Origin of the sequence: Advenella sp., from assembly GCF_052108595.1 — a bacterium.
In the GTDB taxonomy this organism is placed as follows: Bacteria; Pseudomonadota; Gammaproteobacteria; order Burkholderiales; family Burkholderiaceae_B; genus Advenella.
In genome coordinates, this window is the sequence record NZ_JBQEAU010000078.1 from 1 (window position 1) to 22133 (window position 22133).

A 22133-nucleotide genomic window follows, 5' to 3' on the forward strand; every position below is an offset into this window, starting at 1 on the left:
TCGCCGATTTCCAGTGCCTGTTTCATACTGTGCGTCACCATCATGGTAGTCAGTTTCTGTTCGGTCACGATCTTTTCTGTGAGATTCAGGACAAACTGGGCTGTCCGTGGGTCGAGCGCGGCCGTGTGTTCGTCCAGCAGGAGTATTTTGCTGGGCTGCAGTGCCGCCATCAATAAACTTACCGCCTGGCGCTGTCCGCCCGACAACAAGCCGATGCGGTCTGTAAGGCGCGACTCCAGGCCCAGGCCCAGAATGGTCAGCCGCTCCCGGAATAACTGCCGCAGGTCACTGCGCAAAGCCGGACGAAGACCGCGTTGGCCGCCTCGACAATAGGCCAGCGACATATTCTCTTCGATCGTCAAGTCTTCACAGGTGCCCGCCATCGGGTCCTGAAACACCCGCGCCACATTGACTGCCCGCTGCCACACGCTTTTGCGGGTAACGTTCTCGTCGTTGATATGAATGGTACCCGAGTCAACCATCAGTTCGCCCGACACCGCATTCAGGAAAGTTGACTTGCCGGCCCCGTTGGAACCGATCACGGTCACGAACTGCCCTTGCGGAATGCTCAGTGACAAGCCACGCAAGGCACGGGTTTCAATGGGAGTGCCAGCATTGAAAGTAATATGCAGATTTTGTGCGTTCAACATATCAGGTGCGTCCTTTGATTCGCAGGCTACGGCGAAGCTTGGGCAGAATCAGCGCTACGGCTACCAGCAATGCAGTAATCAAATTCAGATCCTGAGCCTTCAGGCCGATGAAATCGCTGTTGAGCGCCAATGCAATGAAGAAACGATAAAGAATGGCCCCTGCAATGACGGCCAGCGTAATGAAAAGAAAACGCCTCGCGGGCAAAATGCTTTCTCCCACGATAACCGCCGCCAGACCGATCACAATGGTGCCGATTCCCATGGAAATATCAGCCCCGCCCTGTGACTGGGCAAACAGCGCACCGCCCAGACCCACCAGCGCATTCGATAGCGCCATGCCGATCAGCACCATGCGGTCTGTAGAAATGCCCTGGGCCCGCGCCATCCGCAAATTCGAGCCGGTCGAACGCATGGCCAGCCCCGAACGGGTCGAAAAATAGGCGTCCAGCAGAATTTTGACGACAACCACCACAATGAACAGCAGTGCCGGGCGCCAGACAAAATCGTCGAACGCTGCCGGTTGCGTGAGTGAAAACACAGTATCGCTGGTGATCAGCGGGATGTTGGGTCCGCCCATGATGCGCAGGTTGATCGAATATAGGGCTGTCATCATCAAAATACTGGCCAGCAGATCCATGATGCCCAGTTTGACGTTGAGCCAGCCGGTGATCATTCCGGCAAAGCCGCAAGCGATCATCGCCGCCGCACTGGCCACGAAGGGGTCGTAACCGCTGCTGACCAGAAGCGCAGACACCGCACCGCCCGTGGCGAAAGTACCATCAACCGTCAGATCGGGAAAGCGCAAGACGCGAAAGGAAATGAACACGCCCAGCGCAACCAGACTGTAGATAAAACCCAGTTCCAGCGCACCAAGGGAAGAAAAAAGAGACATGTTAAGAATTTGTGATCAAATAAAAAGGCCTGAGATAAGCCCAGGCCGGTGAAAATGGCGACAACGGGTTATTTCACAACCACTTTGGCGCTTTTGACAAAGTCGTCGCTCAATGTGACCCCTTGCTTTTGTGCAGCTCCCGGATTGACGAACAGCTCCAGCGTTTTGCTGGTTTCAGATGCGATGCCGCCTGGCTTTTCGCCTTTGAGAATACGCGCCACGATTGTACCAGTCTGAATACCCAAATTTTTGTAGTTGATGCCCAGTGCAGCAATGGCACCGCGTTTGACGCTATCGGTGTCCGAAGCGATCAGTGGGATCTTGGACTCATTGCCCACCTTTACCAGGGCTTCGTAGGCTGACACAACATTGTTGTCGGTATTGGTATAGATCACATCAACTTTGCCGGCCAGACTGCGTGCTGCCGATCCCACATCTACCGAGCGCGGTGCAGCCGCTTCCACTAACGTCATGCCAGACTTGGGCAGCAGTTCCTTCAGGCGTTTTACAACCACGCTGGAATTGGCTTCACCGGGATTGTAGACTATGCCTACGCGCTTGGCATCAGGCAATATCTGCTTGATCAATTCAATCTGCTTTTCCAGGACCAGCACATCGGAAACACCGGTCACATTGGCGCCAGAGGCGTCCATGGATTTGACCAACTGGGCCGCAACCGGGTCTGTAACCGCAGAATACACCGTAGGAATAGACTTGGTTGCAGCAACTACCGCTTGCGCCGAAGGCGTGGCAATGGCTACGATGGCATCGGGCCTTTCACCGATGAACTGGCGCGCAATCTGGGCAGCCGTACCGGTATTGCCCTGCGCGCTTTGATATTTCCATTTCAGATTCTTACCTTCTTCAAAGCCTTCCTTGGCCAGACCTTCCTTGACGCCATCGCGCACGGCATCCAGGGCCGGGTGTTCAACGATGGATGTGACGGCCACAAACTTGTCTGCTGCCTGGGCCGCGCCAGTAAGCAGCGCAGTAGAAACCAGCGCAGCGGAAAGACAGAAGGTAAACGTGTCCTTGATCATAACAACTCCTGAATGACATGTTCTGAACTCAGCGATTCTGTCACAGCAAACCGCTTTGTACCAGTGGTATTAACGAGAATAAGTGCGTCCGGCAACGCAACCCGTATGTACTGCCGGCGCTTAGAAACTGATCAGTTTTCCAGTCTTGCCGTTTTCCTGGAGCAGCGTCCGAAGCCAGCCCGTCGCAGGCAGCCGGTACAGGCTCTGCACGCGCCTGGCTCGCTGCTGCAACTGCTCAACCGTTACCTGCAATGGCGGGCCGGTAAATGCAATGACGATACGGTTGCCATCAATTGTTTCGGGAAACAGGATCACGCGATCGTCAAAAGCCCGTTTGATATTGCGCATATTCTTGCGAAAACTGCCGTGGTGGCCGAACAGATTGATCGTGACCACCCCCACGTCGGCGCATACCCGGCGACAGCCCCGGTAAAACTGATCGGACGAACATACCGGTCCCTGCGCGGTGTAATCGTACAAGTCCACCATGAGCGCGCCGTAGCCGTTTTCATTGAGCGGATCCAGGACCCAGTCCTGCGCATCTTCATGGATCACCCGGCACGAGGCCGTTTGCTGCAACTCAAAAGCTGACTCGCATATGGCCGTGACCTGGGGGTTGTATTCCACGGTCACGACATCGCTATCGAAATGATGCTGGCAAAACCGCGTCAGGGACCCGGCCCCCAGACCCAGAATACCGATACCCCGATCAACCGGCGGCGCCAGAAACAAAAGCCAGGACATCATCTGCTGCGTATATTCGAATTCCAGTTTTTCGGGACGGCTCACCCGCATAGCGCCCTGAATCCATTCGCTATTGAAATGCAGGTATCGTACACCCTGCGATTCGGAGATCATCGGCTCATCGTAGTCAGGGTGTGGTTCCCTTTTCTGGTGCTGCATGCGTCATCAGACCCGTTCGAAGATAGCGGCAATCCCTTGTCCGCCGCCTATGCACATGGTAACCAGTGCATAGCGCCCGCCAACACGCTGCAACTCGTGCAGGGCCTTCACGGTGATGATGGCCCCAGTTGCGCCGACCGGATGGCCCAGCCCGATGCCGCTGCCGTTGGGATTGACTTTGGCCGGATCCATTCCCAATTGCTGAGTGACTGCGCAAGCCTGGGCTGCAAACGCTTCATTGGCCTCAATCACGTCCATATCTTCTATCTTCAGCCCGGCTCTGGCCAGGGCATTGCGCGTTGCCGGAACCGGACCGATACCCATCAGCCGAGGGTCAACGCCGGCGTGGCCGTATGCCACCAGACGGGCCAGTGGTTTCGCGCCGCGTTCCTTGATCATTTCGCCGTTCATCAGCACCAGTGCGGCCGCGCCGTCATTAATACCCGACGCATTGCCGGCGGTGACTGTTCCAGCTTCCTTGACAAACACCGGCTTCAGGGTTGACAGCCCCTCGAGCGTAATGTCGCGTCGCACGTGCTCATCGGTATCGAACACAATATCGCCTTTGCGCGATTTCATGACCACCGGCACGATCTGGTCCTTGAAATAGCCCTGGTCAATGGCGTTCGCCGCGCGCTGATGGGAAGCGACGGCCAGTTCGTCCTGCTGCTGACGGGACACGCCATATTCCCTGGCCACATTTTCGGCCGTGACACCCATATGCATTTTTTCAAACGGATCGGACAGCGCGCCGGTCATCATGTCCTGCATCACACTGTCCCCCATTCTGGCGCCGAACCGGTGTGCCGGTGCGATGTAAGGCGCGCGGCTCATGTTCTCGACGCCGCCGGCGATAGCGATTTGGGCATCTCCCAGCAGCAATGTCTGGGCGGCAGAGACAATGGCCTGCAGACCAGAGCCGCAAAGGCGGTTGACATTGAAAGCCGGCGTACCCTGTGCGACACCGGCCGTGACCGCCGCATAGCGCGACAGATACATGTCGCGCGGCTCGGTATTGATGACATGCCCCAGCGCTACGTGGCCGATATCGTCGCCCGTCACCGCAGCACGCTCCATGGCTGCCCGGATGACCGTTGCTCCCAGCTCGCCAGGGCTTACATTTTTCAGACCTCCACCAAAGCCGCCAATGGCAGTACGAACACCGGATACCACGAAAACGTCAGGCATGATAATTCCTTTTTTTGTGTGAAGAGAAGCGAATCATAACGCATCCGGCATACAATGAAAGCCCGCTGTTTGTGTTCAACGGAAAATCAGGACCGCTATGAAAATCGCTACTTGGAATGTCAATTCGCTCACTGTACGTCTGCCGCAGGTGCTGGCCTGGCTGGATCAGCACAGTATCGATATCTTGTGTATTCAGGAGCTCAAGCAGGTCAATGAAAAATTTCCCAAGGATGCTTTCCAGGAACTGGGCTACGACGCTGTCTGGACCGGTCAGAAAACCTATAATGGGGTGGCCATTTTGTCGCGTTCGTCACTGGAAGACGTGATCGTCAACAACCCGCTCTACCCCGACACCCAGCAGCGCCTGATCACGGCGACCTGCCAGACCAGCGAAGGCCCGATGCGCGTCATTTGCGCCTATTGCCCCAATGGCAGTGCGCTGGACAGCGACAAATACAACTACAAACTGGAATGGTATGCTGCGCTCAACCAGTTCGTTGAAGCACAGATGAAATTATTTCCGAATTTGGCCATTTGCGGCGACTACAACATTGCGCCAGAAGACCGCGATGTACACGCCAAATATACCGGCGATATTCTGATCTCTCCCAAGGAACGCGCCGCCATGCAGGCGCTCAGCGGCCTTGGGCTCACCGATTCATTTCGTCTGTTTGACCAGGAAGAAAAACTGTTCAGCTGGTGGGATTACCGGATGATGGGATTTCGCCGCAACGCCGGGCTTCGCATTGACCATGTCCTGCTGACCCCGTCGCTGGCGCAGCATTGCACAGCCTGCGTTATTGACAAGGCGCCCCGTGGCAATGAACAACCGTCGGATCATGCGCCGGTTGTCGCCACGCTCTCCTTGTCATTTGCCTGACAAGTCCTGACGGGCTGCGATTGCCTGATGACCGCAGAATGACAAAAGGCCGGAAGATATCCGGCCTTTACTGTTTAGGGGCATGACTGACACTGGCAATGTACTGCGCAAGACCCTAGTGGCGCTTGGTGCTGCTGCCAAGGCGCCAGCTGCCGGATCACAAGACCACTTTGTGTATCATGATCTGCCGGCTTTGGGCACCCGGTGCATCGCTGGCTTTACGTGTCGTCAGCTTTACTACTCACCATCCAGAATCTGATCTTCAAAGCTGGTGGCTGCCTGTTCGCTGGACATGGGCACATACAGCACGCCCGAAGTAATGGGCTTGCCGATATTGATGATCGATACCAGACGGTTTTTCTGCGTGACCGCAAAGCTCTTGCCGATATTGTTGCTGGTCAGGCTGGCCAATCGCTGGCTACCGGAAGGGGAAAATTCAAGTTTCACAAAAGCCTTGCCGGCACTGTTGCGGGTAGCCACAGCGTTCTGCAAATCGTTGCGGGTCAGCGTCTGGGTCGGGTCGACATGCACAAGCACGCCGTTCTGGCGCACGGCCGTGTAACCCTGCGTTGGCGTGCGGGACGCGATGTACATGATGAGCGACGATGTAGCGACCGAGCTCGACGGCGCCGGCGGGGTTGAAGTGGCCGGGGCCGGGGCCTGTCCGGACGAAGGCGGTGGCGCTGTCGGCACATCGCTGACTCGCGTGCCGCCGCTTGAGCGATTCTTGAGCAAGTGATCCATAGTGTCACAGCCTGCCAGGGTCAGCGTGGCAGCGATTGCAACAAAAAGTACCCCTCTTTTGATGTGCATGGTCGGTTTCCTTGATTCTGGTAAAAGACTTATGGCGTCATTATAAGATATTGTTGGAAATTCGCATGGACACTTTTCCCACCCGATCACAAAAAGCGTTCATGGCTTTTAAGGTAACGCCATTTGCCCGGGGGCAGGTCCGCCAGCGACACATTGCCCATGCGAACCCGTTTTAAGCCGATCACATTAAGGCCCACCATTTGACACATACGGCGAATCTGCCGTTTCTTGCCTTCCTGCAAAATAAACTTGAGTTGGTCGTCATTTTGCCAGCTTACCTGCGCCGGACGCAGCACATCACCATCTAGGGACAGTCCGTTATTGAGCAATTGCAGCCCATTGCCGCTTATCCTGCCTTCGACGCGGACCAGATATTCCTTTTCCACTTCTGAGTCCTCGCCGATCAACTGACGGGCAATACGCCCGTCCTGAGTGAGAACCAGCAAGCCTTGTGAATCGATATCCAGCCTGCCGGCCGGCGCCAGTCCTCTTAAATGTGACGGACTGAAGGTATGCTTGTCACGATCGTACTGCCGATCAGGCGTGATCAGCGTTACCGCAGGCCGGTAACCCTCTTCGGCCTGACCGGAGACGTAGCCCACCGGCTTGTTCATGATGATGGTTACCCGGGCCGTCTGTCGCGCCTGGGCTGACTTGTCCAGCGTAATGGACTGATTGGGAAACGCCTTCTCGCCCAGCGTGGCTACCTTTCCGTCTACGCGCACCCAGCCGCGTTCAATGTACGCGTCGGCTTCACGCCGGGAACACAGTCCGCGCTCTGCAAGCAGTTTAGATATTCTTGTCTTTTCCATTTGATTCCGTTTGCTTACGCAAATTTGCTATAGTGTGTTTCTTTGTCCGGACGCACCGGACGTTTCTGTTTGAGCGTGGTTATTACAAGACCACGATTTATCTGCAGGCTCTCACACCCCGCGACCCATGAAGCATGAACCTTATTCACCCGGCTGGCTGAGCCGGCCGCCACCTAAACTTGATCCTGTCCAGAAATACTGGCTGTCTCGCCCGGGCCCGCTTACTCAGGGCTTACGCAGACAAGGCGAGGTACGCATCCAGGTGATCGGTGAATTTGCCGAGGTGGTTAGCACGGATGAAGCGCGGACCATCAGAAAGGCAGCCAATACGATTGTCTGGGTACGGGAAATCTGCATGTCTATTGACGGCACGCCTGCGGTAATCGCCCGCAGCATAACGCCGCTGGATGCTGCCCAATCGGTATGGCAGGCAGTACGTCGGCTACGCACACGGCCACTGGCCGATATTCTGTATCATGATCCGGCTATTGTACGATCTGTGTTCGAGTCCTGCATAGCAAAATCGCCAATGCCAATATTTAAAGCCGTCGTGCGTGCAGGCCAACTGCCCTCGCCTTCACAGCCCAGACTGCCCACCCGTCGCTCGGTTTTCTGGAAAAACGGCCAGCCGCTGCAGGTGACCGAATGCTTTTTACCTGCCTTCTGGTCGCAATTGCTTAAGCATCCCAGGGTTTAACACGGCCGGCGGCCAGGATTCAGACTGACTTTTTTTAAAGTAGATATGACTCTGGATTTTGCAACGGAATGCGTAATACAGTGCGATGCAGGAACGTTGGGGCCACCTGCGGCGGGTGGCTCTTACTTCAAAAACATTGCGTTCAAAATCGTTGCGTATGTCGCTGCTGTGTCATAGAGATCTCATCGTATGAGGGTTACAGTGCATTGTCGTCCTGCTCACCGGTACGGATACGAATTGCGCGTTCGACCGGTGTAACGAAAATTTTCCCGTCGCCTATTTTGCCAGTACGGGCCGCTTTGATAATGGCTTCAATGGCCGATTCAACCAGACTGTCTGCAATGACCACTTCTACCCTGACTTTGGGAAGAAAATCCACCACATATTCGGCGCCACGATATAGCTCTGTGTGCCCTTTCTGACGGCCAAACCCTTTTACTTCCGCAACGGTCAGACCGCTGACGCCGATGTCTGCCAAAGATTCACGAACTTCGTCCAGCTTGAAGGGTTTAATGATGGCTGTTATTAATTTCACGTGGTTTCCTTTACTTTACGGGGCCAGGCCGCGCATTTTTTTACTGGAAAAGAATAGCATATTTTTTAATAATGCAGCCTAGAATCGATAGCCGTTCGTTATTGGGAATCGCCAATCGCGACCAAACGCCCGGGTGGTGATTTTGGGCCCGGGAGAGCCCTGGCGCCGTTTGTATTCATTGATTCGCAGCAGTCTGGCCACCTTTTCCACATCCTCACGGGCAAAGCCGGTATTGACGATGGCTTCCACCGAGTCATTGTGTTCCATCAGATGTTCCAGGATGGTGTCCAGCACCTCATATTCGGGCAGGCTATCCTGGTCAGTCTGGTCTTCGCGCAACTCTGCAGAAGGCGCTCGCGTGATAATGCGCTCGGGAATGATTGCAGACTGCGTATTGCGCCAAGTCGCCAGACGGTATACCAGCGTTTTAGGGATATCCTTCAGGGGGGCATAACCGCCCACCATGTCGCCATACAGCGTGCAATAGCCTGTAGCCAGTTCAGATTTATTACCCGTGGTCAGCACGATGGCATTGAATTTATTGGACAATGCCATTAGCAATGCACCGCGAATTCGTGCCTGCAAGTTCTCTTCGGTCGTATCCTGGGGCAAATCGCCAAAAATGGGCGCCAACGCCTGCAGGTAACTGTTGAACATAGGGGAAATGGCGATTTCGTCGTATCGCACGGCCAGGCGTTGAGCCATGTCCTGTGCGTCATTGACCGAGATGTCGGCGGTAAAGCGCGACGGCATCATCACGGCATGCAGGTTCTCTGCACCAATGGCGTCAACAGCAATGGCCAGCACCACAGCAGAATCAATGCCGCCGGATAAGCCGATCACGGCCTTTCCAAAGAAATTCTTGCTCAGATAGTCCCGCGTACCCATGACCAGCGCACGCCAGATTTCGGCTTCGACCGCCTCATTTTCCTGGGATTGCAAAGGCACCGATTGATCCGCCCCGAATGGTAATGGGGCCAGGGCCTCAAACTGTCCCAACGAGATCTGAACGCCCCCCAAGGCATGGCAAAAACCATTGAGCTCAGCCACGACGGCGCCGTGTCGGTCTACTACGAAGGAGTGGCCATCGAAAACCAATTCGTCCTGCCCGCCCACCAGGTTGCAGTAGATGGCTCCCATGCCGGCATCACAGACGTTTCGACGTAGCACGGCAAGTCGGGTCTCGTGCTTGCGCACCATATAGGGCGAGGCGTTCAGGATCAGCAGCGTATCTGCCCCTGCCTGCCGTGCGGCCGTGGCAGCGCTGGCAAACCACACGTCTTCGCAGATGGTCACACCGAAGGTATGTTCCCTGACGGTGAAGACCAGCGGCTTGCGCCCCGCTGTGAAATAGCGCTTTTCATCAAATACGGAATAATTGGGCAACTCCTGCTTGAGGTACGTGCCCAGGTTGTCGCCATTGAGAAAAACACTGGCGGCATTGAAGGTGCCCTTGTTCGTGCTGACAACATGCCCCAGCACCACATGCAAGTTCTGGAAACGCGATAGTGTTTCCTGCAGGGACTGCAACGCAGCCTGCTGGTCCGCGAGAAACTGGCAGCGCAGCAACAAGTCTTCAGGCGCATAACCGGTAAGCGCCAGCTCGGGCAATAACAGGACGTCGTGCCCCTGCTCGTGAGCCAATGCTGCGGCCTGGACAATGCGTGCGGCATTGCCGGCCAGATCCCCGACCTTCTGATTGATTTGTGCAAATGCGACACTGACCGATGGTTCCATTATCCCGCTCTGTTTCTTTTGCAAACCACCGATTATCACACAAGCATCTGAGATGAGCGTCTAAAATACCGCTGATTAATGCAAAATACCGACATTGGACAGATCAGCACACACTATGACAGATAGCCCTAACCAAACCAATCAATTCGACAAAAAAGCTCAGGCCTGGTCGGCCCGTTTCTCTGAACCCGTATCCGAACTGGTCAAGCGCTACACCGCCTCGGTCGATTTTGACAAGCGACTGGCCCGTTTTGACATTCAGGGGTCGCTGGCCCACGCCACCATGCTGGCCGCAACAGGCGTCATCTCCGCCGACGATCTGGCCGCCATCGACAAGGGCATGCAGCAGATTCTTCAGGAAATCGACGCCGGCACGTTTACCTGGCTGCTGGACTTGGAAGATGTGCATCTTAATATCGAAAAACGCCTGGTTGAGCTCATCGGCGATGCCGGCAAACGCCTGCACACCGGCCGCTCGCGCAACGACCAGGTGGCAACGGACATTCGCTTGTGGCTACGTTCGGAAATTGACGTGTCACTGGAACTGATTACCTCGCTGCGTCGGGCCCTGGCGCAGGTGGCGCTGGAACATCATGACACGATCATGCCCGGCTTTACGCATTTGCAGGTGGCCCAGCCGGTTACTTTCGGCCATCATCTGCTGGCCTATGCTGAAATGTTTGCCCGGGATGCAGAACGCCTGGCCGATTGCCGCAAGCGCTGCAACCGCCTGCCATTGGGCGCGGCCGCGCTGGCGGGTACCTCATATCCCATTGATCGTGAACAGGTTGCTACGCTGCTGGGCTTTGACAGCATCTGCCGCAACTCACTGGATGCCGTATCCGATCGCGATTTTGCCATCGAATTTTGCGCCGCTGTTTCCCTGGTCATGACGCATATTTCCAGGCTTTCAGAAGAGTTGATCCTGTGGATGAGCCCGCGCATCGGCTTTATTGATCTGGCAGATCGTTTCTGCACTGGCAGCTCCATCATGCCGCAAAAGAAAAATCCCGATGTGCCGGAACTGGCTCGAGGCAAGACCGGCAGAGTCAACGGCAATCTGATTGCCTTGCTGACGCTGATGAAAGGCCAGCCCCTGGCCTACAACAAGGATAACCAGGAAGATAAAGAAGGCCTGTTCGACTCGGCCGATACCTTGCGCGACACATTGACGATATTTGCCGACATGATCGGCGGCATCCGGGTACGTAAACAGGCCATGCGCGACGCTGCCCTGCTGGGTTTCTCCACTGCCACCGACCTGGCTGACTATCTAGTCAAGAAAGGACTGCCCTTTCGTGACGCGCATGAGACCGTTGCCTTGGCCGTGCGCCATTGCGAAGAGCAACAGTGCGATCTGGCCGATCTGACGCTGGAAGAAATGCGCAAGTTCAATCCATCGATTGATAGCGATGTATTCAGCGTGCTCACCCTGGAAGGCTCGGTTTCGTCACGTGCACATATCGGTGGCACTGCGCCGACCCGTGTCAAGGCCGAAGCCGAGCGCGTTCTGGCCGAACTGGCCTGACCTGCATTAGATCCTAACTAAAAAAAGACGGCGCACCGGTTTGTGACGGGCACCGTCTTTTTCATTGCTGCGCGCTGCTGGCCGACAGGGTTACTGCTGCTGCGGCTGTCGTCTTGCAGTGACAATGCTTGACCAGCATCTTGACCACCGTCGCGATCTAAGCGTCCCGACGCTATCTGTCTTTACCCTATTTGGTCAGGCCGACTGTCTTGTCCTCCAGCCTGGCCTTGCGCCAGACTCTGCCGTTCATGCAGTAGCAGCAGTAGCCACCGCAACGTCGCCCGAGCCGCTTTCGAATACCGCAATGGATTCGACATGCCCGGTATGCGGAAACATATTCACGACACCAGCGGCACTTAATTTGTAGCCGCCGTCGTGCACCAGAATGCCTGCATCGCGTGCCAGGGTCGCCGGATTACAGGACACGTAGACGATTCTTGTTGGACGCTCTTGCGGTTCAAGTTGCGCCAGTGCAAGCGCGACCGCCTGCGCACCCTCTCTGGGCGGATCGATCAGCATGCGGTCAAAGTGGCCCAGGTCGCGCAGCCAGGCCACGTCTACCTCAAACAGATTCAACGTGGCAAAGCGGGTTTTCTCCTGCAAGTCGTGCTGACCGGCCGCCTGCAGGGCGCGGTCTGTAAGTATGCTGCTGCCTTCGATGCCGACCACCTCACGTGCCAAGGTGGCCAGGGGCAAGGTAAAGTTGCCCAGGCCACAGAACAGGTCTGCCACCCGCTCATCGGCCTGAACATCCAGCAGATTGAGTGCCTTGGCAATCAGGGAACGGTTGATGAAATAATTGACCTGGGTAAAATCCGTTGGTTTGTATGGCATTTTCAGCCCAAACTGAGGCAACAGATAATACAGCGAATCAGCCTGTTCCTCATGCAACGGCCTGACAGTATCGGGTCCCTTCGATTGCAGCCACCACACCACGTTATGGCGCGTTGAGAAAGCGTCCAGCTGTTCGATATCGGCAGCGTTCAACGGCGCCAGGTGTCGCAACAGCAGCGCAGTCGTGGCGTGCCCGACGGCCACCTCGATCTGCGGGATTTTATCATCAATGCTCAGGCTGCCAATCAGTTCACGCAAGGGAACCAGCATGTCGGACACATAGGGTGGCAGTACATGGCATTCAGTCATATCGGTCACATACCGGCTCTTGCGTTCGTGAAACCCGACTAGCACTTTGCCCTTCTTGATCACCTTGCGCACCGACAAACGTGCACGATAACGGTAGCCCCAGGCAGGTCCCTGCAACGGCGGCAAGACTCTGGGTATCGTCATTTTGGCAATATGCCTGAAACCGTCTTCCAGTGCCCGCTGCTTGATCGCTACCTGGGCGGTGATATCCAGATGCTGCATGATGCACCCGCCACAGGTGCCAAAACTGGGGCAGCGGGGTGTGACCCGCTGGTTCGATTCCTTGACGATCGATGTCATGCGGGCGATTTCGTATGAGCACTTGCGGCGGACAATGTCAGCCCTTACTTTTTCTGCAGGCAGCGCGCCTTCAACGAAAATGGCCTTGCCCTCGCGCCGGGCGATGCCGCGCGCTTCCAGATCAAGGGATTCGATGGTAAATGTTTCCTGCATGGCTGACCTCTGTATTCTGAAGGCGTTATTTTAATGACCCAGCCAGACAAGTTGGCGCGAAAAGGCAACATTGCAAAACAATTGTCGGCAAAACCACTGGTTCGGTCGGCTTAACACGACCTCTGGCGACACGATCCAGACTGAATGATGCCCGGTCCACACGCCGCGCTACCTGTAAAACAGTCATTGTGACAGGCTGCATCGTTGTGCTTTACGAAAACATAGAGGCGCAATTTGCTGTAGTAACACCATGGCTCGATACCGGATTGTCGTCAGGTCATCCCTGTATCGGAGCCTTTGCAGGCGCTATTAGTGACCATAATGGTATCGCTAGATATGACAAGCGGGGTTTTGCCAAAACCACCTGACATGGCGCCGCCGGTCGCGCCCGGTGGCTACAAAAAAGCCCGCCAGCGCTTGCTGACGGGCCCACAAAACAGTGGCGTCTTGCTGCCCTGCTCTGCCTTCACTTCCCGAAAAAGGCAGGCCAAACAGGCGCAACGTTTACTGTTTTGGTGCTGCTGGTGCGGGTTTGCTATCACTGGCTGGGACGTTCGCCTCAGGCTTTGGCGCTTCGGTCATTTTTGCCTGTTCCTGTTGAAATCTCTTGCGATGTTCTTCCCATTTGGCAGAACGATCCTTGAAATATTTAACAACAGTTGCTTTCTGCTCGGCACTGAATGTGTCCCACAGACCAAGCCATTTGGCCTGATCATCTGCCATTTTTTTCTCAAAGCCCTCATGCATGTCTTTCTGTACTTCGAGCAGCGCCTTCGGATCGACCTTGCCGGAATCCAGTTGCTTGCGACGCTCTTCCAGGTAGTTACGGAATGCCTCGTGATTAGGTTCGCGGGCAGCCTTATGTTCGTCCTTAATCGTTTTAAGTGTGGCTTTTTGTTCGTCGGTCACTTTCAGGTCATCAACCAGTGCCTGACTGCCTGCGCCCAAGCCCGGAATCACAATCGCCCCGTGACGCATACTGCCCTTGCGATGATAGCCATGTTTATGACCGTCGCCTTTATGGTGCTTTCTGACGCCGTCCTGTGGTTTAGTTTCACCAATGCGATGGTATTCCATCGGGGTATTTTCACTTTGCACGGAAGGACTGATAGGGTTGGATTCCGTATCGGCCTTTACCGCCTGCGCAAATGCAGTGGTGGCTACCGCTGCGGCCAGCGCGCTGGCCAGAAGGGATTTTACGAGGAAAGAACCTGAGAATTGAACAGCCATTTTATACTCCTTGTTTAGTCTGTCGGTGACGTCATAAGCCAGTCAGTGACGTGCCTATTCTGTGTCACAAGCGATTACAAGTGTGTTTCAATAGCGATGCAGATCTTTCAATGCATTTCCTGACGGCAGGGCCCGGTTCTTCCATGGCCCGTTTTGCCAGCCATGTGCTGCGGCAACGGCGCGCTAGCGATAATCCCAGGCAGCCAGGTATTCCTGCCATTGTGGTTTGTCCAGGGCAGTCAGGCTGCTGTGCACCAGGGCAACTTCTTCTTCATAGGCAGTCTTGTCCAGCTCGCCCTTCATAAGGCGGAAACGGCAATAGACCAGCCATGTATTGACCACATCCGTTTCACAGTATGCACGGACCTCATCGGCCTTGCCGTCGCGCCACGCATCCCACACCTGGCTGCCATCCATGCCCAACTTTCCGGGAAAGCCACAAAGCTTGGCCAGTTGATCCAGCGGCGCATTAGCGCGGCCATTGAACTTGGCAAGCAGATCCATCAGGTCAGTGTGACGGGTGTGATAACGGCTGATGTAGTTGTTATATTTGAATTCGCGGTCATCTTCACCCATATCCCAGTATCGCGGTGCAGACAGGCCATGGATCAAGCAGCGATAATGCAGCACCGGCAGATCAAAGCCCGACCCGTTCCAGCTAACCAGCCTGGGCGTGTATCGTTCAATGGTCTTGAAGAAACCCGCGATGAGTACGGCCTCATCATCGTCCGGCTCACCCAGCGTGCGCACACGAAAGCCATTATCGTCGCGAAAGACACAACCGATGACGGCAATTTTCTGCAGATGCAAGGGAAAGAAGTCATTGCCGGTCTGTTCAATTCGAAGCGCCCTGGCCCGCTCAACCACTTCAGCATCGGAGAGCGTGTCATCCCAGTCATTCAACGCGCGTAGGCCCTTGGCATCGGGAATGGTTTCAAGATCGAAAACAAGCGTTGGAGTCATGGCGCGCGATATTTTCAGACGGGTTTTGCCACTTAGCGGCGTGGCAGGTAAGACAACGGATTGACGGGCTTGCCGCGACGGCGAATTTCAAAATGCAGGCGTGGTGACGCGGTATCCGATTGACCGATTTCGGCAATTTTCTGACCCTTGGACACTTTCTGCCCATTCTTGACCAGCAGTTTGCTGTTGTGGGCATAGGCCGAGATAAAGCCATTGCTGTGGGAAATCAGGATCAGGTTGCCCAGCCCACGCAGGCCATTGCCCACGTAAGAGACTGAACCTGATGCCGCGGCGGACACCGGATCGCCAAGCTTGCCTTCGATGTCAATACCGCGTGTGCTTGCCGAGAACTGGGTAATGATCTTGGTGGTGGCCACTGGCCAGCCCCAGGACACGGCAGTGGCGTCGCTGGCAGGCGTGGCTGAGGTGCTACCTGAAGCAGTGGGCGTCGCGCTGCCTGCGACGGTCGAATCTGTGCCGGCCGAACTCGAAGATGCGCTTGCAGATACACGCAGCCGTTGACCTACTTCAAGTGAAGGAGAAGAAAGTTTGTTCATTGACATCAGCTGGGAAACGCTGACGTTATTTGCGCGGGAAATTTTATAAAGCGTATCGCCGCGCTGTACGATATATTCTCCCGGACCCGCCGGGCCGCCGGCTGAACGGCCGGAACCGAGCTCGGAGACCGGCGCACGTGAAGAGGTTCCGCAACCGGCCAGCGTTGCCGCCAATACCAGGGATCCAATTAAAACGGGGAATTTTCTTTTCATTGAGTGAATCTGCATATGTTTTACCTACCTGTTCAATGGATGCGTAACACGTACGCAAAACGGGTATTTTCTCCTGTCACAATTGTATGCCTGCACGCAGTGGAACAAAGCGTACAGGTTCAAGTTCCTTACGATCCCAGCTGTTTACGCCGGTTCTTTCGATCAGCACCAGTTTCTGCTGATCCGAACCTTCGGGCGCAATCAGGCGGGCACCTATGTCCAGCTGGTGCAGCAATGCGGTCGGAATCTGCAATCCGGCCGCGGCGATAACGATGGCATCAAACGGGGCGACCGAGGGCATACCCAGCATCCCGTCACCATGAACCAGACGTATGCGGGACACCAGTTTGAGCTCACGCAGCGTACCTCTGGCCATTTCATACAACGGCTTGATTCGTTCAATTGTATACACTTCGTGGCACATTGCCGCCATCACGGCAGCCTGGTAGCCACAACCGGTACCGATTTCCAGCATTTTTTGTGGCTTTCGGCTCTCCGCGACAGCTGAAAGCATACGTGAAATGACCCACGGCTGCGAGATGGTTTGGGAAAAACCGATGGGCAGCGCCGCGTCATCGTATGCCCTGCTGGCCAGCCCCTGGTCAATAAATACATGCCTGGGTACAGAGCGCATGGCGTCCAGGACTCGCTCATCGGTAATGCCTTTTTGTCGGAGCCGCTCGACCATGAGTGCGCGCAGCCGATCAGAATTCAAGCCGATATTCTGGCCGGTCCGCCCCTCTGTGGCAGGTACGGCCGAGGCCGTGCGTGCCGTGTTTCCGGCAACAATAATACGGGTGTTGCTATTGGTTGGCGTAATTTTAATTTTGTTGGACGGAAAAGAAAGGCGTGTTCGGCTTTCGTTAACATCATTTACATTTCCGAAGTGCGGACCGGTACCAAAGGGAGGTTTACGCATTGCTCAACTCCACCCAGCTGCGCGCCTGGTTCAATTGCTTGTAGTGTGTCAAATCCAGTTGCAGCGGCGTCATGGAAATCAGACCATGACTGGTTGCACCAAAATCAGTATCTTCGGCAAAGTCGGCAACCTCGCCCACCATGCCGATCCAGTAAATAGGCTCGCCTGCAGGATTGGCGCTTTTGATAACTGGCTGCGACGGATGGCGCCGGCCCAATCGTGTCACGCGCAGTGAACTCCAATGATGTTCCGGCAATGGCGGAATATTGACACTGAGTAGAACAGGGGCTGGAAATGGGTTGGCCAATTGATGCCGCACGATTTGCACGGCGATTTTCGTGGCCGCTTCCAGTTCTGGCCAGTTCTTTTCAGTCAAGGAAAAGGCAATTGACGGGATACCGAACAGAAAGCCTTCTGTCGCAGCTGCTACAGTACCGGAATACAAGGTGTCTTCGCCAAGATTGGCACCGTTATTGATGCCAGAGACAACCAGATCGGGCCGGTAGTCGAGCAGGCCTGTCAGCGCCACGTGCACGCAGTCTGACGGGGTGCCGTTCAGGTAATAATCGCCCGATGGGGTACGCCGCACCGACAGTGGCCTGTTCAGCGTAAGCGAATTGGAGGCGCCACTGTGATTAACTTCGGGCGCAACAACCGTGACCTGGGCAATATCGCGTAGCGCCTCGGCCAGGGCCTGCACACCTTCGGCATTGTAACCATCATCGTTCGACACCAATATTCGTTTCATTCAGATCGCAACCAGACATTATTCCCCCTGTATTGTACATGGATCAACCGATACGCGGGACGCGATATCCTGTTCGGCATTACGAAAGGGAACTGTATATAATCGTGTCTTCTGGTAATGACAACGACGACGATGAACAACCTGCTCTGGACCATTCTTGCCCTGCTTGCCGCCTACCTGATAGGCTCGGTCTCTTTTGCCATGGTGGCCAGTCGCCTGTTCGGCTTGCAGGACCCCCGCACCTTCGGTTCCGGCAATCCCGGCGCCACCAATATGCTGCGCACAGGCAACCGCAAAGCCGCCCTGTTCACTTTGCTGGGAGATGCCTTCAAGGGCTGGCTGGCGGTTGCCCTGGCAATCTATCTTGCCCCCATGGCCGGGTTTACGGACACCACCATTGCGTTGGTGGCCGTCGCTGTCTTTCTTGGCCACATCTATTCGTTTTTTCTCAATTTCAAGGGGGGCAAAGGTGTAGCCACAGCAGTTGGCGTGCTGTTCGCGCTGCAGCCGTGGCTGGCTGTTGCCACCATTGCGACCTGGCTCATTATGGCCATTTTCTTTCGCTACTCTTCCCTGGCTGCTCTGGTCGGAGCCGTTTTTGCGCCGTTTTATTATTATGTTGGCGGCATGGCGGCCTGGCCGTTTTCCATGCCCTGGTTTCTGGCCATCTGCTTTCTGGCGCTCGTGCTGATCGCCAAGCACAAGAAAAATATTGCGAATCTGCTGGCGGGCACCGAATCGCGAATTGGCCAGAAGAAAAAAACGCAGTAGCACACTCAGGCGCTGATATCTGCCAGATCCCAGCGGGGATGAACGGCGGCATTGTCCGGACGGCGCATTTTGTCCACTAAACCCGCCTTGACCCGTTCCGCTGCAGCATGGGCGATCATTGCGCCATTATCGGTGCATAGCGCCAGCGGTGGGAAAAACACCTCACCGTTTTGCTTTTGCATCTGGCGCGTCAGATATTCGCGCAGTTGCCGGTTTGCACCTACGCCCCCCGCCACCACCAGGCGGTTGCTGCCGCTGGCCTTGACGGCCTTGATTGCTTTATAGCCCAGCACTTGCACAATCGCGGCCTGTACCGAAGCGGCCAGATCCTGCCGTTGCTGGTCATTTAACGGCCCGTGCTGCTCCAGCTTGCGAAGCGTGGTCAGAACCGCGGTTTTGAGGCCGGAAAAACTGAAATCCAGATCGCCGCTATGCATCATCGGGCGGGGCAGATCGTAGGCCTTTGGGTTTCCCTTGTCGGCAAGCGCAGCCAGCGCCGGCCCTCCCGGGTAAGGCAGGCCCATCAGCTTGGCGGATTTATCAAAGGCTTCGCCGGCCGCATCATCCAGGGTTTCACCCAGTAATTCGTATTGGCCGATGGCCTTCACATGCATCAGCTGGGTATGTCCGCCGGACACCAGCAGCGCTACGTACGGAAAATCGGGAACGGCCTGCGCCAGCATGGGTGACAACAAATGGCCCTCCAGATGATGGATCGGGATTGTGGGTATATTCAGACTCCACGCCAGGGATCTGGCGACCGAGGCGCCAACCAGCAGCGCACCGGCCAGGCCAGGCCCTGCAGTATAGGCCACGGCATCGATGTCTTTGAGGGTCAGGTCTGCATGGCGCAGCACTTCGCGGGTAAGCGGCAGGACACGCCGGATATGGTCGCGCGAAGCCAGTTCGGGCACGACGCCGCCATAGGCCTGATGCATGGCAATCTGACTGTGCAGCGCGTGCGCCAGCAGGCCCGATTCGGTGCTGACCAGCGCGACGCCGGTCTCGTCACAGGAGCTTTCAATGCCGAGAATGATCATAAATTACCTGTTCGACGGCGCTGACTCGTGCTCGCTCGCCAAGTCGCTAGCGCAAGGCAGAACCGCCGTCGGTGTGATTACATTGCCTTTGTAGCAGGATAAAATGTTGCAGATTAAAGACGGTATCGGATTATTTGCCGATAGGGCACGATGCGCGCTCGTCATTAACTATAAAGAATACGCTACAGTTGCAATTGTACACATGTATCTGTTTATTAGGAGTTATGTTCATGCTGGAATCACTGTTCAAGCTCAGAGAGCATGGCACGAATGCCCGTACGGAAATTCTTGCCGGTCTGACGACCTTTCTGACGATGTCTTACATCATATTCGTGAACCCTGAGATTCTGGGCACCACGGGCATGGACAAAGGCGCTGTTTTCGTTGCAACCTGCCTGGCTGCAGCACTGGGCTGCCTCATCATGGCCTTTCTGGCTAACTGGCCCATTGGTATGGCGCCAGGCATGGGCTTGAATGCCTTCTTTGCTTTCGGCGTGGTCGGGGCCATGGGCTATTCCTGGCAACAGGCGCTAGGCGCCGTTTTTGTTTCCGGCGTCATATTCCTGATTCTGTCGGCGACCGGTATACGCAAATGGCTGATCGAGGGGATCCCCAAATCGCTGCGGTCTGCCATTGTCGCCGGCATCGGTCTGTTCCTGGCGTTGATTGCGCTCAAATCGGCCGGCATTGTCGTGGGCAACGAGGCAACCCTTGTGGCGCAGGGCGATCTCAAATCGCCCACTGTCCTGCTTGCAATCCTGGGCTTTTTTATCATTGTGTGCCTGGACAGCCTGCGCGTCAAAGGCGCCATTCTGATCGGTATTCTGGCGGTCACCGTTCTGTCAGCGCTCCTCGGATTTAGCGCGCCCATCACCAGCATCGTTTCGGCGCCACCCAGTATTTCCCCCACTTTTATGCAACTGGATATTGCTGGCGTGTTGAATCAGGGCTTCCTGCATATTATTCTGGTTTTTGTGCTGGTAGAGATCTTTGATGCGACCGGAACACTGATCGGTGTTGCGCGTCGCGCCAACCTGCTGCCTGAGGGCAAACCCAATCGTCTCGGGCGCGCCCTGTTCGCCGACAGCACCGCCATCCTGGCCGGCTCTGCATTGGGCACCAGCAGCACCACCGCGTTTGTCGAAAGCGCAGCAGGCGTACAGGCGGGTGGGCGCACCGGCATGACCGCCCTGGTCGTGGGCTTGCTGTTTCTGCTGTGTCTGTTTTTCGCGCCGCTGGCCGGCGTTGTACCTCCTTACGCCACCGCTCCTGCCCTGCTCTACGTTGCCGGGCTGATGGTGCGCGAGCTGGTTGAAGTGGAGTGGAACGATATCACCAATGCCATTCCAGCCGCACTCACTGCGATTATCATGCCCTTTACGTACTCCATTGCCGAAGGGATTGCATTCGGTTTTATCAGTTATGTGATTATCAAAGCATTCACCGGTCGTTTCCGTGAGATTCACATTGCAACACTGATCATTGCCCTGCTATTTGTATTGCGCTTCGCGCTGGAATAGCCCAGTCACGCTTGCGTGCGTTGACCTGTCGGCGCAGCCGCAGCAAGTTTCGCTGTGAAATGGCACGCGGTTGCAAAAACCGCGTGAATGCCTCTGGAGCCGCAAGCCAATTGCTTGCGGTTTTATTTTACGTTCAGGTTTATATCGTTAACAATTGAATTACACTTGTACTTGATAGGCATTCATAATGAAAGCAATAAAAATATTCAACTAGTAATTCATGGTTGCCGCCCCTATATTCATTGAAGTACATCGGTCTGCAACTTAAACTGGAGAAAGAATTATGCCCATTACCGAACTGACCAAAGACACCTTCCAGCAAGCCATTAAAGAAGACAATACATTGATCATTGACTTCTGGGCGCCTTGGTGCGGTCCCTGCCGCCAGTTTGCCCCAACATTCGAGAAAGCGGCGCAGGCCCATCCTGATATCGAATTTGCCAAAGTCGATACCGAAGATCAGCAGGAACTGGCCGGCGCCCTGGGCATCCGTTCCATTCCTACATTAATGGTCTTTCGTGAACGCGTGATGTTGTTTTCACAGGCCGGTGCGCTCAGCCCCGGTCAGCTGGACGAATTGCTTGAGAAAGTCCAGGCCGTTGACATGGAAAAAGTGCATCAGGAAATTGCCACGGCTGAAGCCAAGGCTGCTGAAGAAAACGCGTGATATCAGGCGGCTGGCCGATGATGCACAAATGAATCGGATCAGGCCGTCAACCGGGCTAGCAGGCACCCGCCAGCGTTCCCGCCCGGTTTGTTAACGATCCTGCGTTCTGAACTTTGTGCTCAACTGTGTCTGACCAGTCACCAGCCGCCAACCGGACCGATGGCGCGGTGACACCAGCGTACAATTGTCATCACGGGATCAAGGGACAGTCCACTGTCCCTTTCCTTTTGTCTG

At 55.5% G+C, this 22133-nt stretch carries 22 protein-coding genes; 6 read left to right on the top strand and 16 right to left on the bottom strand.

Features of this window, described 5'->3' with window-relative positions; genetic code table 11:
* From ACTIKR_RS13995 to ACTIKR_RS14015, 5 genes are all read right to left on the bottom strand, one after another.
* Positions 1 to 650: ABC transporter ATP-binding protein (locus ACTIKR_RS13995; RefSeq protein ID WP_442328141.1), on the bottom strand; the 650-nt coding region annotated here is incomplete at its 3' end.
* A 1-nt stretch (position 651) separates the two neighbouring features.
* Positions 652 to 1542 carry an ABC transporter permease gene (locus ACTIKR_RS14000; protein WP_442328142.1) on the bottom strand — a complete coding sequence of 297 codons (891 nt, stop codon included), beginning with the start codon at positions 1540 to 1542 and terminating at the stop codon, positions 652 to 654.
* A 68-nt stretch (positions 1543 to 1610) separates the two neighbouring features.
* Complete coding sequence (locus tag ACTIKR_RS14005; RefSeq protein ID WP_442328143.1) at positions 1611 to 2582, bottom strand: ABC transporter substrate-binding protein; 972 nt, start codon at positions 2580 to 2582, stop codon at positions 1611 to 1613.
* Positions 2583 to 2702: 120 nt separating this feature from the next.
* On the bottom strand, positions 2703 to 3485 hold the full coding sequence (locus ACTIKR_RS14010; protein ID WP_442328144.1) for a spermidine synthase: 783 nt from the start codon (positions 3483 to 3485) through the stop codon (positions 2703 to 2705).
* Positions 3486 to 3491: 6 nt separating this feature from the next.
* A complete protein-coding gene (locus tag ACTIKR_RS14015; protein ID WP_442328145.1) occupies positions 3492 to 4673 on the bottom strand; it encodes an acetyl-CoA C-acyltransferase family protein in 1182 nt (393 codons plus the stop codon).
* 97 nt (positions 4674 to 4770) lie between these two features.
* Between ACTIKR_RS14015 and xth the strand changes: the two genes are divergently transcribed.
* On the top strand, positions 4771 to 5553 hold the full coding sequence (xth, locus tag ACTIKR_RS14020; protein WP_193086806.1) for an exodeoxyribonuclease III: 783 nt from the start codon (positions 4771 to 4773) through the stop codon (positions 5551 to 5553).
* Between the two features lie 237 nt (positions 5554 to 5790).
* Here xth and ACTIKR_RS14025 read toward each other — a convergent pair whose 3' ends face one another.
* Both ACTIKR_RS14025 and ACTIKR_RS14030 read right to left on the bottom strand, forming a co-directional pair.
* The gene (locus ACTIKR_RS14025; protein ID WP_442328146.1) at positions 5791 to 6366 is read right to left on the bottom strand and encodes a SecDF P1 head subdomain-containing protein; all 576 of its coding nucleotides are present in this window, start codon (positions 6364 to 6366) and stop codon (positions 5791 to 5793) included.
* An 86-nt stretch (positions 6367 to 6452) separates the two neighbouring features.
* Positions 6453 to 7178: a pseudouridine synthase gene (locus ACTIKR_RS14030; protein WP_442328147.1), complete on the bottom strand. Its 726-nt coding sequence runs from the start codon at positions 7176 to 7178 to the stop codon at positions 6453 to 6455.
* 127 nt (positions 7179 to 7305) lie between these two features.
* Here ACTIKR_RS14030 and ACTIKR_RS14035 point away from each other — a divergent pair, with 127 nt between their 5' ends.
* Positions 7306 to 7875, top strand: coding sequence for a chorismate--pyruvate lyase family protein (locus ACTIKR_RS14035; protein ID WP_442328148.1), 570 nt, complete (start codon positions 7306 to 7308; stop codon positions 7873 to 7875).
* 196 nt (positions 7876 to 8071) lie between these two features.
* Here the strand turns inward: ACTIKR_RS14035 and ACTIKR_RS14040 are convergent, their stop codons facing one another.
* Together ACTIKR_RS14040 and ACTIKR_RS14045 are read right to left on the bottom strand one after the other, a co-directional pair.
* On the bottom strand, positions 8072 to 8410 hold the full coding sequence (locus tag ACTIKR_RS14040; protein WP_100696950.1) for a P-II family nitrogen regulator: 339 nt from the start codon (positions 8408 to 8410) through the stop codon (positions 8072 to 8074).
* Positions 8411 to 8488: 78 nt separating this feature from the next.
* Complete coding sequence (locus tag ACTIKR_RS14045) at positions 8489 to 10147, bottom strand: NAD+ synthase (RefSeq protein WP_442328149.1); 1659 nt, start codon at positions 10145 to 10147, stop codon at positions 8489 to 8491.
* A 115-nt stretch (positions 10148 to 10262) separates the two neighbouring features.
* Between ACTIKR_RS14045 and argH the strand changes: the two genes are divergently transcribed.
* Positions 10263 to 11675 (top strand): argininosuccinate lyase, encoded by a 1413-nt coding sequence (argH, locus tag ACTIKR_RS14050; protein ID WP_442328150.1) that lies wholly within the window; start codon positions 10263 to 10265, stop codon positions 11673 to 11675.
* Between the two features lie 246 nt (positions 11676 to 11921).
* Here the strand turns inward: argH and rlmD are convergent, their stop codons facing one another.
* The 6 genes from rlmD to surE form a co-directional block, all read right to left on the bottom strand.
* The gene (gene rlmD / locus ACTIKR_RS14055) at positions 11922 to 13271 is read right to left on the bottom strand and encodes a 23S rRNA (uracil(1939)-C(5))-methyltransferase RlmD (protein ID WP_442328151.1); all 1350 of its coding nucleotides are present in this window, start codon (positions 13269 to 13271) and stop codon (positions 11922 to 11924) included.
* A 504-nt stretch (positions 13272 to 13775) separates the two neighbouring features.
* Positions 13776 to 14501, bottom strand: a complete 726-nt coding sequence (locus tag ACTIKR_RS14060) for a Spy/CpxP family protein refolding chaperone (protein WP_442328152.1) — start codon at positions 14499 to 14501, stop codon at positions 13776 to 13778.
* A 183-nt stretch (positions 14502 to 14684) separates the two neighbouring features.
* Entirely contained in the window at positions 14685 to 15464 is a 780-nt protein-coding gene (locus ACTIKR_RS14065) for a 3'-5' exonuclease (protein ID WP_193086798.1), read from the bottom strand.
* A 32-nt stretch (positions 15465 to 15496) separates the two neighbouring features.
* On the bottom strand, positions 15497 to 16234 hold the full coding sequence (locus tag ACTIKR_RS14070) for a peptidoglycan DD-metalloendopeptidase family protein (protein WP_442328153.1): 738 nt from the start codon (positions 16232 to 16234) through the stop codon (positions 15497 to 15499).
* A 76-nt stretch (positions 16235 to 16310) separates the two neighbouring features.
* Positions 16311 to 17153, bottom strand: coding sequence for a protein-L-isoaspartate(D-aspartate) O-methyltransferase (locus ACTIKR_RS14075; RefSeq protein ID WP_226816360.1), 843 nt, complete (start codon positions 17151 to 17153; stop codon positions 16311 to 16313).
* Positions 17146 to 17901 (bottom strand): 5'/3'-nucleotidase SurE, encoded by a 756-nt coding sequence (surE, locus tag ACTIKR_RS14080; RefSeq protein ID WP_442328154.1) that lies wholly within the window; start codon positions 17899 to 17901, stop codon positions 17146 to 17148. Before surE ends, ACTIKR_RS14075 begins: the two co-directional genes overlap by 8 nt.
* A 132-nt stretch (positions 17902 to 18033) precedes the next feature.
* Between surE and plsY the strand changes: the two genes are divergently transcribed.
* Complete coding sequence (gene plsY, locus ACTIKR_RS14085; RefSeq protein ID WP_442328155.1) at positions 18034 to 18672, top strand: glycerol-3-phosphate 1-O-acyltransferase PlsY; 639 nt, start codon at positions 18034 to 18036, stop codon at positions 18670 to 18672.
* 5 nt (positions 18673 to 18677) lie between these two features.
* Here plsY and tsaD read toward each other — a convergent pair whose 3' ends face one another.
* Positions 18678 to 19712 carry a tRNA (adenosine(37)-N6)-threonylcarbamoyltransferase complex transferase subunit TsaD gene (tsaD, locus tag ACTIKR_RS14090; RefSeq protein WP_442328156.1) on the bottom strand — a complete coding sequence of 345 codons (1035 nt, stop codon included), beginning with the start codon at positions 19710 to 19712 and terminating at the stop codon, positions 18678 to 18680.
* Between the two features lie 230 nt (positions 19713 to 19942).
* Here tsaD and ACTIKR_RS14095 point away from each other — a divergent pair, with 230 nt between their 5' ends.
* Positions 19943 to 21232, top strand: coding sequence for an NCS2 family permease (locus ACTIKR_RS14095; RefSeq protein WP_442328157.1), 1290 nt, complete (start codon positions 19943 to 19945; stop codon positions 21230 to 21232).
* Positions 21233 to 21515: 283 nt separating this feature from the next.
* On the top strand, positions 21516 to 21899 hold the full coding sequence (trxA, locus tag ACTIKR_RS14100; RefSeq protein WP_442328158.1) for a thioredoxin: 384 nt from the start codon (positions 21516 to 21518) through the stop codon (positions 21897 to 21899).
* Positions 21900 to 22133 lie beyond the last annotated feature (234 nt).